A 15,399-nucleotide genomic window follows, 5' to 3' on the forward strand; every position below is an offset into this window, starting at 1 on the left:
AGAAGGCATTCGGCTTTAGGGAATTTAACCATAAAAGAGTATCAAAATTTAATGTCTAATCTATCTAAAAATGTAGCATAAAGAGTATATAAATTTTGTCTCAAAAATAGTTGCAAGTTCACATGGATATCAATAATGATAAAGTACCTGAACTTTTTATATTCAACGAATCATATAACGATAGAGATGATCAGGAATACGGAAAAATGATAGTTTATGAAATAAAATAAATAATCCGACTCCATGAAAATATTAACCGTAAAGTTAAGACACTTTGCGGTTGTTTATTTTATACAAGTTGATGACAAAGACAGATTCCACATTACAATAAACCAGCATTTGGAAGTTACTTCTTTATCAATTTCCACAAAAAATAAAACACGACACGTTTTGTCGCATTAACCCTATATATTTGTCTTATAAAATTTTACCATGAAACGCGGCAGTGTCGCCCATAAAATACAGACGAATGAAAAAAGATTTTTATCTGACAAGATATGCCTTAATTATCAAAAGATTAGAAAGTTCTCCGGCTACCTATTCCCAGCTGGAGGACTATCTTTTGAATTCTTTCGAATTTCAGGATGCAGGGATTAAGAGCTACTCTATCCGTACGCTGCAGAGGGACATTCGTGAGATTTCTGATCTTTTTAACCTCTCCATTCACAACAAAAAGAAAGGTGACAACAGGTATTATATTGAGAGCCGTCCGATCATGGAAGTGGATGAATACAACCAAAAATTACTGGAATCCTTCCAGGTAAGCAACGCCCTGAATCTTCATCCGGACTTTTCAGATTTTATCTTTTTTGAAAGCAGAAAACCAACAGGAATAGAACATTTTTATGATCTTTTCTTCGCGATCCGTAATAAAAGAGTCGTTAGTTTTGAACATTACAACTACAAAAATAAAGTGATGACTTCGCGGAAAGTACATCCTCTGGCTTTAAAAGAATCGAAGGACAGATGGTACCTCATCGCGATTGATACTAAAGATAAAACCTTAAAATCATTCGGGTTGGACAGGGTTAATTATCTGGATGTAAGCGACAGCAAATTCCGTGAAAAGTATAACTACAATTTCAGGGAACACTTCAAAAATGCATTCGGGGTGATGAATCTTGCAGAACAAAACCCTCAGAAGATCATTATGAAATGCAGCAGGCATCAGGGAGAGTACATCAGGAGTTTTCCGCTTCACCAGTCTCAGAAAGAAACAAAAGAAACACCGGAAGAGATCTATTTTGAGTTCTTCCTCCACCCTACCTATGATTTTATGCAGGAAATCCTTTCCTATGGTAAGGAAGTCACAGTTCTGGAACCGAAATGTTTAGTTGATGACATCAGAACCCATCTCCAGGAATCTCTGAACCGCTATCTTGAAAGCTGATACCAAAGAATAAAAAGCTCACATTTTTTAATTATATTTACATAAATAAACTCTTTTGAAAGCTGTACTCTTTTGTGTATTTTGCGTTACTTTCTCTTTTTGTTTTTCGCAGCAGAAAGAAGAATTCCGGCAGGTTAAAAACTATTACAACCACCACAGGAATATGCTGAATACAGAATTTAAAAAGAAGTTTGACGCAGAGCCGGATTCTTTCAGAAAAGCCAATATAAAACTTGACTTTATGCTTTTTATGAAAAAGATGGACAGCATTGAAAACGTAGCCATGATAGGAGCTTTGCTAAAGGTAAGAAACCTGGAAGATCTGCAGTCTCTGAAGACACCAAAAGGCATAGCGGTAAACACTGAGAAATCTGCTGTTTTTGAAAAATCTGCTGACTATCCTGGCGGCTTCAATACATTGAGACAGGAAGTGGCTAACCTTTTTTATACGGGAGGTGTTTACACTGAAACAAAAACAGTAAAAACAAATGTGGCTTTTATTGTTGAAAAAGATGGCAGTATAAGCAATGTACATGCACAGGGAGATAATTTCACCTTCAACAGACAGGCTGAAATCGCGCTGTATTCCGTTTCGGAGAAATTTTCTCCGGCAGTTAGCAAAGGCGATCCGGTAAGACATTACCTCAGGCTTCCTTTAACCTTAACTATTGAAGATTAAATGTTTACCGACGAATATTATATGAAAATGGCCCTGCAGGAAGCAGAAGCCGCACTGGAAAAAGATGAGGTTCCAATCGGCTGTATCATCGTTTCCAATAACCGTATCATTGCAAGAGCCCACAACCTCACAGAAACTTTAAACGATGTGACTGCCCATGCAGAAATGCAGGCCATCACTTCCGCTGCCAATTTTCTTGGGGGCAAATATCTGATTAACTGTACGCTTTATGTCACTCTGGAACCGTGTGTCATGTGTTCAGGAGCCTTAGCCTGGTCACAGATTTCTAAAGTTGTAATTGGCGCCAGAGATGAGCAGAGAGGGTTTATCAACAAGCATCTTTCCCTACATCCAAAAACAGAAATGGTAACCGGAATAATGGAGCATGAATGTTCCACTATTGTTAAAGAATTCTTTAAAAATAAAAGATAACAATATACTTACAGCAAAGAGAAAGCAGATTATTCATTGAAGCATTTGAATTTGAGGTCGCCTCACAAAGGTTAATCATTACTTGTTTTTAAAAACAGAATACATCATGACATCAAAGTATTCACCCTCTTTTTTGAGATGCTGCTTCAACAGGGCTTCTTTTTCCATCCCGATTTTCTCCATGATTCTTCCGGATGCAGGATTATGCAGAAAATAAGTCGCATAGATCTTATTGAACTCAAGCACTTTAAACCCAAAATCAATTAAAGCTATAGCAGCTTCCGTAACGTAGCCTTGGTTCCAGAAAGGCTTTCCCACCCAGTAGCCAAGCTCGGCTTTGTCATCATCTCTGTCATGAAGACCAATCGCTCCTATAATTTTCCCCTCCTTAGTTCGGACAGCAAAAGTATATCCTGTATTGTTCTCAAAGGATTCCCGGGACATTTTAACCCAGACTCCGGCATGTTCTTCGGTATAAGGGTACGGAATATTGGAGGTAAGATCTGAGAAAATTCTATCCTGCAGATATTCAGTCACGAAAGGAATATCCTCTTCTTTCAGCTGTGAAAGAATCAGTCTTTCTGTTTCTATTCCGGGAAATTCTTCTAATTTTCTCATACTACAGTTTTAGTTCATGGAAACTTCTCTCTATAAATCTTTTCCTAAAAAATAAAGTCCTTTCAGTGTATGAAGCCTGTCCATCACATGAATTTTTTCCGTCAGAGGCTTATAAACATGGGAAACACCGCCTGTTGCCACCACAAAACACTCGTCATTCACTTCCTCGTTGATACGGTCTATAAATCCTTCCACCATTCCCAGAAAGCCATATACCATCCCGCTTTGCATACAGGTTACCGTATCCAGACCTAATACGGATTTAGGTTTTTTCAGCTCAATATCTGGAAGCTGGGCCGTTTGACTGATCAATGAATTTAAAGAGGTTACAATTCCGGGAGCAATGATCACTCCCAGTGTTTCTCCTGTTTCCGTTACACAGCTTGCCGTAAGAGCCGTTCCAAAATCAATGATAATTTTCTTCCGGTTCGGGTAAAGATTATGGGCAGCCACAAGATTGGCGTAAATATCAGTTCCCATCTGCTTGGATTTTGCCTGAACCCCGGAAGGTGTGGAACGGTCTACAATCACTGGCTGAAGTCCATGGATCTTTTTGATCGCGGAACCCATCACTTTGGTAAGCTGGGGCACTACGGATCCTATGATGACTTTACTGATGTCTTTCGGTTCTACTTTGTAGGTCTGATAAAGCATCAGAATCTGTACATACAGCTCATCTACTGTTCTGTACGGCTTTGTATTGATCACCCATGAAATATCACAGTTGTCTCCATTGAAAAGTCCGAATCTGATATTGCTGTTCCCTACGTTGATTACAATTGAATTCATTTATTTTTTAAGCTAGTCTGGGTTAAAAAACGGTTGTAAAAGTAAACCTTTATCGTCAAAAATAAGCAATATCTGTATTATTTAGAATAATTCATAACCTTATATTTATTGCTGCGCTGAGTATTGGCATTAAAGTATTGATTACAAGCATCTGCCCTTACATTATTTTATTCCGCCTGCACAAAACCTGAGCCTGAAATTTAGAAGATTGGAAACATTTAATTATCTTTAAAACTGAAAATATTTTATCCTGCTTTCATGAAAAAACTGATCTTAACCATATTCTTTTGTATTGGCCTGAATACTTTTGCACAAACCGGAAACCAGGTAAAAGATATATTCCTGAAAATAAAGCAGGAATCAAATATCGACCGCAACAACAAAGCTGTTTATGATATTCTGGATGAATTTTATACTAAAAGCCTGCAGGCAGAAAATGATGAAATGACGCCGGAAACGGTTCAAAGAATTGAAAAGCTGGCCTCTAATCCCGACACGAAAAATCTTCACATCCTGTTACTGTTCCTGATGTATCAGCAACATCTGAGCAGGACTTCAATGGCTGGAAAAACACCTGATACGGAGTTTCAGACTGAAGCTATGAAACTATTGGAAAATGAAACCAAAGGTATTTATGGAAAAGTGCCTGTAATTATCTATATCTATAAGGCTGAGGCACTGGATGGCGCAGGAAAGAAAGAAGATGCTAAAGCTGCTGTAGACCAGGGATTAAAAGAATACCCTGATTCGGTTCCTTTAAAAGTATACAGCTATCTTAATACGAAAGATGAGGTTTTAAGAAATGACCTTGTAAAAAATCATCCTAATCACTGGATGGTTCTGCAGTTTGGGATAAAATAGTGGAATGGCAGATGTCAGACATCCAACCTTACAATATTGCCTTCCATAGTTATGTAACGGTGAATGGTGAATTTTTTAAATCTGTACTAAAATCCAGGGTGCTAAAGAACGCTCAGAACCTCCATACCAAACAAGAATCCCACAGAAAGCTCTGTGGGATTATCTTTTTACTTTTTTATGATCTGTTATTTTACTTCAACAATATTATCATTCATATTGACATCTGCTATTCTCTGGCTTAAATCTATTCCTAAGACAGATAATTGGGCTTTTGTATAAGGAATTGTCAGCGAATATTCTTTCTGAGTCCAAGGCCAGTAAGGCATAGTTTTAAAATCGCCATAGATGTCTTTTTCCTTCCACGTATGTGTCATATTCAGAGGAATCTGATAAGTAACGATCTTTTTATCCGCAGTCACTACATTGAAATCAACAGGCATCGGAACCTGTCCGTTATTCACTAAAGTAATAGTGGTGGATTTTGCATCATATTTTACATCTTTAATTCCATAATCAATAGTTTTTGTGGTATTGATCCAGTAATTGTGGAACCATTTCAGATCCATTCCTGAAACTTTCTGCGCAATATGAAGAAAATCCCTGTCAGACGGATGTTTCATGTGCCATTGATCATAATATTGCTTTAAAGTTTCGGCCAGTTTTTGCTCACCCATGATATAACCTAGCTGCACCAGGTATAATTCCCCTTTTACATAGGAAGCATACGTGTAAGAAGATCCGTTATCATGGTGATCCCCTAACCATACAGCAGGTTCTTCAATTCCTTTTTTCACGAAATTCCTGTATGCATTTACAGTATTGGCAAAAGGATTCGGAAGTTCTTCCGGAAACAGCTGATACATAACATAGCCTTCTGCGTAGCTGGTAAATCCTTCGTCCATCCACGGGCGTACGGATTCATTGGTTGCCAGCATCTGCTGATACCATGAGTGTGCACCTTCATGAGCCATTAATCCCATTAAACCTTTAATATCTTTGGCTTCTCCCAGGATCATGGTACACATTCCGTATTCCATTCCGCCATCACCACCCTGGATAAAGGCATATGTAGGATACACATATTTCCCGAAATGGCTGTTCATCAGCTGGAAGTATTTAGTAACATAAGGCTGGGCTTCTTCCCAAACTTTTGTTCTCTCATTCTGCTGATACACTAAAAATACTTTAGGCCCTTCCGGAACGTCAAAACTCTTTACAACATAGTCTCTGTCTGCACTCCATGCGAAATCCAGCATATTTTTTGCGGTCCATCTCCATGTTGCCTTTTTATCCTTTTCGGATTTAATTTTTGCGTTGGTGTCGTACCCTTTCACTTCTGCCGGGTTCTCAAGAATACCTCCTGCTCCGATTACATAATCTTTGTTGATTTTAATGGTTACGTCAAAATCTGAAAATGGCGCATGAAACTCTCTTCCGATATAATCAAAAGTTGCCCAGCCATCATAATCGTACTCTGCAATTTTCGGATACCACTGCGTCATGGTCATATCAACTCCTTCCCTGTTGTTTCTTCCGCTTCTTCTGATCTGTTGAGGAATTACGGCATCCCATTCCATGGTAAAAGTTGTTGAGGAATTAGGCTTAACCGGTTCTGCCAGATATACTTTCATAATGGTTTCCTGGATCTCAAACTTCACTTCTTTTCCGTTTTGTTTAAGCCAGTGAATATTTTGTGCTCCTTCCTCGTTTTTAGGGATTGAAGCTAATCTTGAAATACCGTCTTTTTGCAATCTTGAGTCTCCGTTTTTACCCTGGCCCGCCACTCTCTGATCCATCATGGAATTGGGTTTAAAGGCATTCCAGTACAGGTGGAAATACACCACATTGAGCTCATCCAGTGAGTTGTTTGTGTATTCTAAGGTTTGATTTCCCTGGTAAGTAAATTTTTCAGCATTCACATCAATATTCATCTTGTACTTCGCACTTTGCTGATAGTAAGCTCCTTGCTGGGCCTGAAATTGAGAAATGATAAACGCAAAAATGATTGCAACCGATTTTTTCATTTAAAATTTATTTTTTTTAAAGATAGGTAATTTGTGTAAAATCTTCAAATATGGAACTATTTTAGGCCTTTTTAATTCTTTACAACTTTAGATAAGTTTTCATTCTGATGGTTAAGTTGCCCGTGCAGATTTTGTTTTTTTGAACACTAATGATCGTAAAAACATTAGTGATATTTATATTTCAAATTATGGATGAGTCAGCATCTTTTTAATTAATGTGATTTGTCCTAAATGATAATAAGCATGTTCAATCATTCCATCGATATTTCTCCTGTAGGTTCCGTATTTTTTATCTACGAAAACTTCATCAAGTTTACTGTCAGGGATTTGCTCAATTAATGAGGCAAACTTTTCTGAATCTGTCCAAAGCTTATTTAAAAGCGTTTCCCATTGCTCCGCAGATTCAATAGGTGGAAGATCAAAACTGAATTGATCTTTTATTTCGAGTTTCCCGCCTTTCAGTACATTCACAATTCCGGCGATATAATAATGGATATGAAAAGTAAGCATAGCAATTGTATTTAAGGAATCTATTTTAGCAGTGGCTTGTTCCCATGTTACATCTGAGAGTTTGTCCTTAAAATTGGTATTGGCGATCCAAAGTCCATCAAGCAAGACTTCCCTGAATCTTTTTGCTAATTGTGAAGCTGAGCTCATTGTTTGAAATTTATGTTTTTAAAGATAATTAATTAATTTTTTTAATCTCTCGCTGATTTCTCTTTTAATCACAAATGGCACAATTAATACACAATTTTAAAGACTAGTCATTCATGCCCTGTGAGCCTTGTCAAGGTTTAAAACCTTGACAAGGCTGATTCCAGAATTTAAATGAAAAGCATAAGCATTAAAAAATTATTAAACAGAAGACTTACAGATCAGTATCTCCAATCATCTTAATTTTCTTATTTTCGCAGATTGAAAAAAGTTTTTACAATGTTAACAGTAGAAAAAATAGGAGGGACTTCCATGTCTCAGTTTCAGGATGTTCTTTACAATATAGTTATTGGAAAAAGAAAAGAGGGAGAATTTTACAATAGGGTTTTTGTAGTCTCCGCCTATAACAATGTAACAAACTGGCTATTAGAACATAAGAAAACAGGCGAGCCCGGTGTATATCAAAAATTTTTGAACGATGAAGATTATAAAGCTAATCTTGATGAAGTATGTGAAAAGCTTATTTTAATCAATCAGGGATTAGAAAGTATAGGCCTTCAGCTTTCTGAGGCTAATGAATTTATAAAGAACAGAGTGGAACAGGCAAAGACAATGCTTAGCAGTTTGAGTAAGGTCTTGGCATCAGGATATGTAAATGCTCATGATATTCATCTTGCAGCAAGAGAAATTCTGGCCTCTATCGGTGAAGCACACTCTGCATGGAATTCTACTAATATCATCACCAACAACGGAATTCAAGCAAGGTTTATTGACTTATGTGGATTTGATGATAATGAAGCCCTTACTATTGATGGAAGAATCACAAAAGAATTCAGCGGGATAGATTTTGAAAATATCATTTGCGTTGCAACAGGCTACACCAAAGGAACGGAGGGCATTATGAGAGTTTTCGATCGTGGCTATTCTGAAGTTACCTTCAGTAAGGTTGCTGTAGATATAAAAGCTCATGAAGCCGTTATCCATAAAGAATATCACCTGTCTAGTGCAGATCCCAATATCGTGGGTATAGAAAACTGTGTTCCGGTTGGGCTTACCAATTACATTATTGCAGATCAGCTGGCGGACATAGGTATGGAAGCCATTCATCCAAAGGCGGCAAAACCGCTGGAGCTTTCCGGAATTAACATTCGTATTAAAAATACATTCGAACCGGATCATATCGGCACTTTAATCTCAAAAAACTATGTATCTCCGGATGCCCGTGTTGAGATTGTTTCTGGATCAAAAAAAATGCTTGCCATAGAAATCCACGATCCACTGATGGTAAGTGAAGTAGGTTATGATGCCAAAATTATGGATTATTTTCAAAAGTATAATCTAAGTTATGTCCTGAAGTCTACCAATGCTAACTCAATAACCATGGTAGTTTGGGAAAGTAAGACCGCTGAAAAGCTCTTGGAGGAAATTAAGCAAAATTTCTATCAGGTAACGGGAGTTCCGGTTGCATTAGTATGTGCAATGGGAACTAATATTGCGACTCCAGGATTCCTCTACCGGGCAGCGAAAGCATTATATGAGAATGATATCAACATTGAGTGCTACGCACAGTCTATCATGCAGGTCAATATGCAGTTTGTAGTGAAGAGAGAGCATTACGAGAAAGCTATCGTGGCTTTGAATAAGGCATTATGCAATTAATAAATCGATATAGAACAAAAAAGCCCCGAATGATATTCAGGGCTTTTTTATTTTTTTGAATTATTTTTTCGGACTTTGTTTTTTGTCGCTGCCTAAAATCTTTTCGAGAATCTTCTGGGTAATCAGATAGGTCGGTTTTACACCTGTAAGTCCGAGCCCTCCTGAAGAAAGCGTACTTCCTGTTTCCAATGGATTATCCGAAGCATAATAAGCATAACACACAAACAGATCCGGCGCAATGTGGTGTCTGATTTTAGAAGCCACCTGAATCGCTTTCTGATAATGCGCTCCTTCCATTTCAAGACCAATTGCTTTCCATGAAGTATGCATGAAGTAAGATAAGATATCCCTGTTCTGAAGTGAGGTTCCCAGAACGGTAATCATAGTTCCTTCAAATGCTTTTAATTCATCATCTTTGAAATCCTCCAGTTTCAAAGCATTTTCAAAAGGATAGTTATCAGCCGTTCCTTCAAAGATATGAGAAGTAGGAATCATAATATCTCCTTTTCCACCTTCTAAAATTCCTGCTTTTCCCATGATAGAAACAGACTTCACCTTCATCATGTACACTTCACCTTTTTGTTCAAAAGGTCTCAGCAATTCATCCATTACTTCGTAGGCCTGCTCTCCGAAAGCATAATCAAATACTAAGATAACATCATCGCCATCATATTTCATATGCCCGAACGGTGTGTTTTTCAGATTTGTTTTGCTAAGGTCAATGATTTGTACATCGATATTACTTCCACTTTTATCATTGATATAGATTAAGCCTTCTTCCAAAGCATACTTAGAAACTTTGTCACGAAGCTCTTTCTTATCGGAAATATCTCCATACATTTTATAATCTACCTCTTTATGCTCTTTTTTCTTAAGAGCATCATTAGCGTACAGCATATTTTTTACTGAGTGCATATTGGCAGAAATGATATGCAATGGACGCATATGAAGATCATTTTCAAATAAAACTTCTTTCACTTTGTTAGCCCATTTTTCACCAAAATAGTGATGCCCTACCCGTTCCTTTAATATAGCACTGAAATGAATCTCTCTTTCTCTTGTCTGTTTTGCATCTTCCAGACTTACCTTTCCTAAGTTGTAGATGATTTTAAATAAACGGTCTGGGTTCTCATCATCCCCGAAAGAATTATAAGCATTCAGCGTTTCTTCAAAAGTTCGTCCTATTAATGAAGATAAATGAATAAGAGCAACCTCTTTTTCTTTTCTGCTGAATTTCTTTTCACCTTTCACTACTTCTTCAATAATTTTGAAAGCGCGTGTCGGTTTCCAGTTTTCATCCTGAATGAAAGCCAGGTTTCTTACTTTATCTGCTTCTATAAATAAGAAGGTTAAGTGGGTAAGAATGTCATAAATTTCAGAACGTCCCAAAAGAACTTCAATATTCATCTGGTGTTCATCTATCCTGTAACAGTTTCTTCTTCTCTTTTTAGGTACAATGGGTTCGAAACTTCCTTTATCAAAACCTTCATCCGATGTAAGATGAATAAAAGCACATTCTTCAATCCCTTCCGGAAGTCTGTCTAAAACGTACATCAAACCATCCAATTCCATCTTATTAGGAATATTCATGGTACCATATATCTCTGGATTGATAGTCTTTAACAAACTTCTGATACTTTCTCCAGAAACACCGGCAGGTTTAAAAAAACCTCTGTAAAAGAGGTGTCTCATAGAAATATACAATCTTTCAATTGCTTCCGTTGTTTCTCTAGCTCTAGAATTTGTCATAAAATAAATTTCACACAAATATACAAAATCTTAGCTCAACTTATTTTAAGTATCTTTTAACAAGCGATTTAAAATTGTATCTTTAAACTTGTTAATGCATCTGGTAAAAATATATTAAGATGCTTATTACAAGGCTAAATATTATCTTTTGCCATCCAGCCACCCCTATTAAAAATAGTTAAACTATTGTTTGGTTTTAATAAATTTTACAAATACCCCTAAAAAATACAGGGGTAAAATATTTTCAATTCATTTTTTTCGTAAATTTGCCCTGTAAAAATTAACCTTATTATGTCAACTTTAAGATTCAAAGCGTTAGAAACTTTACCATTTAAGGACTTCAGAAGAGATAATTCTGTTGAGGTTCCCGGAAAACTGTCAGAATTATTCTGTCAGAATGTTTTCTCAGAAGAGACTATGAGAGAATATTTAACTAAAGAAGCATTCCAGTCTATTATGGATGCTATTAAAAAAGGAACAAAGATCCAGAGACACATTGCAGACCAGGTAGCTGTAGCTATGAAAGACTGGGCAATGAGCAAAGGAGCGACTCACTACACCCACTGGTTTCAGCCTTTGACAGGAACTACTGCAGAAAAGCACGATTCTTTCTTCACTCCAATTGAAGGAGGCAGAGCTATTGAAAGATTCAGCGGAAACCTATTGATCCAGCAGGAGCCGGATGCTTCTTCTTTCCCGAACGGAGGAATCAGAAATACTTTCGAAGCAAGAGGTTATACAGCTTGGGATCCTACTTCTCCTGCATTTATCATGGGTACTACTTTATGTATTCCTTCTATCTTTATTTCTTATACAGGAGAAACTTTAGATTATAAAGCACCTCTTTTAAGAGCTTTGAATGCTGTAGATGAAGCTGCAACTAATGTAATGCAGTATTTTGACAAAAACGTAACAAAAGTAACTCCTACTTTAGGATGGGAGCAGGAATATTTCTTAGTTGATTCCGCCTTATACCAATCACGTCCGGATCTTGTTTTAACAGGAAAGACATTATTAGGCCACTCTCCTGCTAAAGGACAGCAATTGGACGACCACTATTTCGGTTCTATTCCTACAAGGGTAATGAACTTCATGAAAGAACTGGAGATTGAATGTATGAAGCTGGGAATCCCTGTAACGACAAGACATAACGAGGTTGCGCCTAACCAGTTCGAGCTTGCCCCGATGTTTGAAGAAGTAAACGTTGCCGTAGACCACAACTCTTTATTGATGGACATTATGGCAAGAATTGCTCACAAGCATCATTTCCATATTTTATTCCATGAGAAGCCATTTGCAGGAGTAAACGGAAGCGGAAAACACAACAACTGGTCTTTAGCCACTGATACAGGTGAAAACCTATTAAGCCCGGGAAAAAACCCTAAGAAAAACTTACAGTTCTTAACGTTCTTCGTGAATACCATCAAAGCAGTTTACGAATACGCTGACCTTTTAAGAGCAAGTATCGCCTCTGCAAGCAACGATCACAGATTAGGTGCTAATGAAGCTCCACCTGCTATTATTTCTGTATTTATCGGAAGCCAGCTGTTCAGAGTGTTGGAAGAACTTGAAAAAGTAACGGAAGGGAAGCTTTCTCCGGATGAAAAAACAGACCTTAAATTAAATGTAGTTGGAAAAATTCCTGAAATTCTTTTAGATAATACGGACAGAAACAGAACTTCTCCGTTTGCATTCACAGGAAATAAATTTGAGATCAGAGCGGTAGGTTCTTCTGCAAACTGCGCAGAATCTATGACGGTAATGAATACAATTGCAGCCAAGCAGCTTAACGATTTCAAAAAAGAGGTAGATGCTCTTATTGAAACAGGGCTGAAAAAAGATGAGGCAATCTTCAATGTATTGAGAGAGTACATCAAGCAGTGCAAGAGCATTATGTTCGAAGGTGACGGATATTCTGACGACTGGGCGAAGGAAGCTAAAAAGAGAGGTTTAAATAACTTAAAAACTACTCCGGAAGCTCTTAAGCAGGAAATGGATAAAAAATTCGTTGATCTTTATGAGGAAATCGGTGTATTCACTCACAGAGAAGTTGAGGCAAGAAACGAAATCAAACTGGAAAAATATTCTACTGTAATTGATATTGAAGCAAGAGTGTTAAGTGATATCGCAAGAAACCATATCATTCCTTCTGCTTTAAATTATCAGAACAGATTAATTGAGAATGTAAAAGGTCTTAAAGAAATATTTGGAGACAAAGAATTCAGAACATTGGCGAAAGAGCAAATGAGCCTGATCACGAATATCTCTGAAAACGTGTCCAAGATCAAACTTGGTGTTGAAGACCTTATTAAAGCAAGAGAAGCAGCGAAGGCTGTATCAAATAGTCAAAAGCAGGCAGAAACCTACTGCAGCAAAGTAATTCCTTTATTTGATGTGATCAGAGAAGCTTCTGATGATCTTGAAATGATGGTGGATGATGAACTTTGGCCAATGACTAAATATAGAGAAATGTTATTTACAAAATAACATCTGTGAAGTTCCATATTAGTTAAGTTCCCCGGTTTTTCCGGGGAATTTTTTGTTTTATTAACAGCATTGAAAAGTGGAGTTTTAAATCACAAAATCCGATTAATAAAGGAAAAGCCATTTATTATGTTAAAGAATCTTAATAAAAAAAACCGCAGACTCACCAAAAATAGGCGGTTGCGGTTTGTTTTTCTTTAACATACTTAAATAATATGTTAAAATGTGTTAAATAAAGAACCTGACAATAATCATATCAGGGGTCTTTTACTCGGAATCTCTACTTTTGTAATGCTTTTGAAAATAAATATTCCTTTTAACACGGATAATCAAATATATATGAAGAAAAGAGTTTTGTTTTATTTAGTTGCTTTAGTGTCTACAGTTTCAGTTCAATCATGCGCTACAAATTATGTAGTTTCACAACCAGCAACTTACGCTAAAGAATACAAAACAGATGCCAAACTAGCTTCTATTGATAACAAGAAAATGGAGCTGGATAAGCAAAGGCTTATCAATTCTTTCCTGGCGGAAAAAGCGGCATCTATCGCAAACGCGAAAAAAGCTATTAAGAATTCTGAGATTGCAAAGGCAGTCAAATACAATAAAACCATCGACAATATCCTTACAGAAGCTGAAACATACCTTGGAACTCCATACAGATACGGAGGAATGACCAGAAGAGGTATTGATTGTTCAGCTTTCGTTCTTTCTGTATTCGGAGCAGCAGCAGGGCTTAGCCTACCAAGAGTAGCGGCTTCTCAGGCTCAGGAGGGTGAAAGTATTGATAAAAGTGAGCTTCAGAAAGGAGATCTAATCTTCTTTTCACACGGAAGAAGAATCTCTCACGTAGGTATCGTAGAAAGTGTAACTGAAGAAGGTGAAATCAAATTCATCCACGCAGCCACTTCTAAAGGGGTAATGATCTCATCGCTGAATGATTCTTACTGGGGACCGAAATTCAGGTTTGCCAAAAGAGTGATCAACGAGAACGGAGACGCTTACAACAATTTAGCTTCTTCTACTCCATCCGCAGCGACAAGTTTTTAATTTTAAATAATTGATTTAAATAATGAAGCCATCAGAGTCTGATGGCTTTTTTATTTTTTAGGGTGAGTCATTGAAATATTTTTTTTTTGCTACCTCGTCTTTTTGCGTTGCAAAAATCCACCCCTTCAGAGAAGGGGAATGATAGTGAGCGGAAAAAAAAGAATTCCGAAGGTGAGGTTGGTGGGAAAGTTAATTATTTGGCTAAAGCCCGAACAGGATGCTAAACAGGTGGATTAAAACCCATCTCTATTGAATTATTGGAGTTTCAGAAGAGGAAAACGATAAAATGCTTAATATAAATACAGAAGGCGGGCTAAAGCCCACCTCTATTGAATCTTTAATTATGCAAAACATTTTTCCATCTAACTTCTAACCTCTAATTTCTAACTTCTAATCCCTATCAATTTCAATGTCCAGCTTATCAAGGAGTCCATGTATCTCAGAAAGGGAAAATTTAGCCTTTTTAAGACGATTTACAGAAGGATCTATGGAATAGTTGAATGAAGTCCTGAAATCTGTTTTTTCAAGGTTGGTATTGTCGAAAATGGCACCGGAAAGATCACAGCCTGCCAATACTGAATTGGAAAGGTCGCATTCAGCAAAATCGGTTTCAATTAACCTGGAATTTTTAAATACCGTTTTCTTAACTGAGGTTTTGTAGAATACAGCATTATTCAGTAGACATTCATCAAATGTAAATGAAAGTCCGAAATCGTTGCAGTCATTAAACTGAAGCCCGAACATTTTACATTCTTTGAAAGCTGTATCCTGAAAAGAGGTTTTCACCAGTTTTGCCATGCTTAGATTACATCCGGTAAATTCACAGTCTGTAAAGCTGAAGCCGGAAAGATCTGCATATTCAAAGCTGCAGTTCCGGAAGGTACAGTTTTCGTATTCGCCTTTTTCGAAAGGCTGTTCAGCAAAATTAATGTTTTGATAATTTTGATCCAGAATATATGCTTGCATCAGGTCAGTCTTTATGCTAAAAAGGGTTTCTATTTCCTATGTTT

General features: G+C 37.1%; 13 protein-coding genes. 7 read left to right on the forward strand and 6 right to left on the reverse strand.

The genetic code is table 11. From position 1 onward, the window contains the following. The first annotated feature begins 469 nt into the window (after positions 1 to 469). From J4Q03_RS20550 to J4Q03_RS20560, 3 genes are read left to right on the forward strand one after another with little or no spacing between them, the layout of a single operon-like run. Positions 470 to 1,390: a helix-turn-helix transcriptional regulator gene (locus tag J4Q03_RS20550; protein WP_223558051.1), complete on the forward strand. Its 921-nt coding sequence runs from the start codon at positions 470 to 472 to the stop codon at positions 1,388 to 1,390. A gap of 55 nt (positions 1,391 to 1,445) precedes the next feature. Continuing rightward, positions 1,446 to 2,069, forward strand: a complete 624-nt coding sequence (locus J4Q03_RS20555) for an energy transducer TonB (RefSeq protein WP_426049984.1) — start codon at positions 1,446 to 1,448, stop codon at positions 2,067 to 2,069. Then, entirely contained in the window at positions 2,070 to 2,501 is a 432-nt protein-coding gene (locus J4Q03_RS20560) for a nucleoside deaminase (protein WP_426049985.1), read from the forward strand. Positions 2,502 to 2,579: 78 nt separating this feature from the next. Here the strand turns inward: J4Q03_RS20560 and J4Q03_RS20565 are convergent, their stop codons facing one another. Both J4Q03_RS20565 and J4Q03_RS20570 read right to left on the reverse strand, forming a co-directional pair. Next, positions 2,580 to 3,119 (reverse strand): GNAT family N-acetyltransferase, encoded by a 540-nt coding sequence (locus tag J4Q03_RS20565; RefSeq protein WP_426049986.1) that lies wholly within the window; start codon positions 3,117 to 3,119, stop codon positions 2,580 to 2,582. A gap of 30 nt (positions 3,120 to 3,149) precedes the next feature. Beyond that, positions 3,150 to 3,908, reverse strand: coding sequence for a type III pantothenate kinase (locus J4Q03_RS20570; RefSeq protein ID WP_426049987.1), 759 nt, complete (start codon positions 3,906 to 3,908; stop codon positions 3,150 to 3,152). A gap of 258 nt (positions 3,909 to 4,166) precedes the next feature. Between J4Q03_RS20570 and J4Q03_RS20575 the strand changes: the two genes are divergently transcribed. Then, positions 4,167 to 4,769 carry a hypothetical protein gene (locus tag J4Q03_RS20575; RefSeq protein WP_426049988.1) on the forward strand — a complete coding sequence of 201 codons (603 nt, stop codon included), beginning with the start codon at positions 4,167 to 4,169 and terminating at the stop codon, positions 4,767 to 4,769. A gap of 185 nt (positions 4,770 to 4,954) precedes the next feature. Here J4Q03_RS20575 and J4Q03_RS20580 read toward each other — a convergent pair whose 3' ends face one another. Further along, entirely contained in the window at positions 4,955 to 6,793 is a 1,839-nt protein-coding gene (locus tag J4Q03_RS20580) for a M1 family metallopeptidase (protein WP_426049989.1), read from the reverse strand. A gap of 186 nt (positions 6,794 to 6,979) precedes the next feature. Then, positions 6,980 to 7,450, reverse strand: a complete 471-nt coding sequence (locus tag J4Q03_RS20585; RefSeq protein WP_426049990.1) for a DUF1572 domain-containing protein — start codon at positions 7,448 to 7,450, stop codon at positions 6,980 to 6,982. Between the two features lie 276 nt (positions 7,451 to 7,726). On the opposite strand from J4Q03_RS20585, the gene J4Q03_RS20590 reads away from it, so the two are divergent. Continuing rightward, entirely contained in the window at positions 7,727 to 9,106 is a 1,380-nt protein-coding gene (locus J4Q03_RS20590) for an aspartate kinase (RefSeq protein ID WP_426049991.1), read from the forward strand. Between the two features lie 60 nt (positions 9,107 to 9,166). Here the strand turns inward: J4Q03_RS20590 and J4Q03_RS20595 are convergent, their stop codons facing one another. Continuing rightward, complete coding sequence (locus J4Q03_RS20595) at positions 9,167 to 10,855, reverse strand: DUF6909 family protein (protein ID WP_426049992.1); 1,689 nt, start codon at positions 10,853 to 10,855, stop codon at positions 9,167 to 9,169. A gap of 291 nt (positions 10,856 to 11,146) precedes the next feature. On the opposite strand from J4Q03_RS20595, the gene J4Q03_RS20600 reads away from it, so the two are divergent. Then, positions 11,147 to 13,342, forward strand: coding sequence for a glutamine synthetase III (locus J4Q03_RS20600; RefSeq protein ID WP_426049993.1), 2,196 nt, complete (start codon positions 11,147 to 11,149; stop codon positions 13,340 to 13,342). A 336-nt stretch (positions 13,343 to 13,678) separates the two neighbouring features. Further along, complete coding sequence (locus J4Q03_RS20605) at positions 13,679 to 14,389, forward strand: C40 family peptidase (protein WP_426049994.1); 711 nt, start codon at positions 13,679 to 13,681, stop codon at positions 14,387 to 14,389. 390 nt (positions 14,390 to 14,779) lie between these two features. On the opposite strand, the gene J4Q03_RS20610 is transcribed toward J4Q03_RS20605, so the two are convergent. Continuing rightward, entirely contained in the window at positions 14,780 to 15,355 is a 576-nt protein-coding gene (locus tag J4Q03_RS20610) for a pentapeptide repeat-containing protein (RefSeq protein WP_426049995.1), read from the reverse strand. Positions 15,356 to 15,399 lie beyond the last annotated feature (44 nt).

It is taken from the genome of Chryseobacterium sp. NFX27 (genome assembly GCF_049887855.1).
GTDB lineage: Bacteria > Bacteroidota > Bacteroidia > Flavobacteriales > Weeksellaceae > Chryseobacterium.

What these genes read in the sequence shown, in the direction of transcription:
- J4Q03_RS20550 (WP_223558051.1), top strand. Translation starts at nt 470, where the DNA reads ATGAAAAAAGATTTTTATCTGACAAGATATGCCTTAATTATCAAAAGA.
- J4Q03_RS20560 (WP_426049985.1), top strand. Translation starts at nt 2,070, where the DNA reads ATGTTTACCGACGAATATTATATGAAAATGGCCCTGCAGGAAGCAGAA.
- J4Q03_RS20565 (WP_426049986.1), bottom strand. Translation starts at nt 3,119, where the DNA reads ATGAGAAAATTAGAAGAATTTCCCGGAATAGAAACAGAAAGACTGATT.
- J4Q03_RS20570 (WP_426049987.1), bottom strand. Translation starts at nt 3,908, where the DNA reads ATGAATTCAATTGTAATCAACGTAGGGAACAGCAATATCAGATTCGGA.
- J4Q03_RS20575 (WP_426049988.1), top strand. Translation starts at nt 4,167, where the DNA reads ATGAAAAAACTGATCTTAACCATATTCTTTTGTATTGGCCTGAATACT.
- J4Q03_RS20580 (WP_426049989.1), bottom strand. Translation starts at nt 6,793, where the DNA reads ATGAAAAAATCGGTTGCAATCATTTTTGCGTTTATCATTTCTCAATTT.
- J4Q03_RS20585 (WP_426049990.1), bottom strand. Translation starts at nt 7,450, where the DNA reads ATGAGCTCAGCTTCACAATTAGCAAAAAGATTCAGGGAAGTCTTGCTT.
- J4Q03_RS20590 (WP_426049991.1), top strand. Translation starts at nt 7,727, where the DNA reads ATGTTAACAGTAGAAAAAATAGGAGGGACTTCCATGTCTCAGTTTCAG.
- J4Q03_RS20595 (WP_426049992.1), bottom strand. Translation starts at nt 10,855, where the DNA reads ATGACAAATTCTAGAGCTAGAGAAACAACGGAAGCAATTGAAAGATTG.
- J4Q03_RS20600 (WP_426049993.1), top strand. Translation starts at nt 11,147, where the DNA reads ATGTCAACTTTAAGATTCAAAGCGTTAGAAACTTTACCATTTAAGGAC.
- J4Q03_RS20605 (WP_426049994.1), top strand. Translation starts at nt 13,679, where the DNA reads ATGAAGAAAAGAGTTTTGTTTTATTTAGTTGCTTTAGTGTCTACAGTT.
- J4Q03_RS20610 (WP_426049995.1), bottom strand. Translation starts at nt 15,355, where the DNA reads ATGCAAGCATATATTCTGGATCAAAATTATCAAAACATTAATTTTGCT.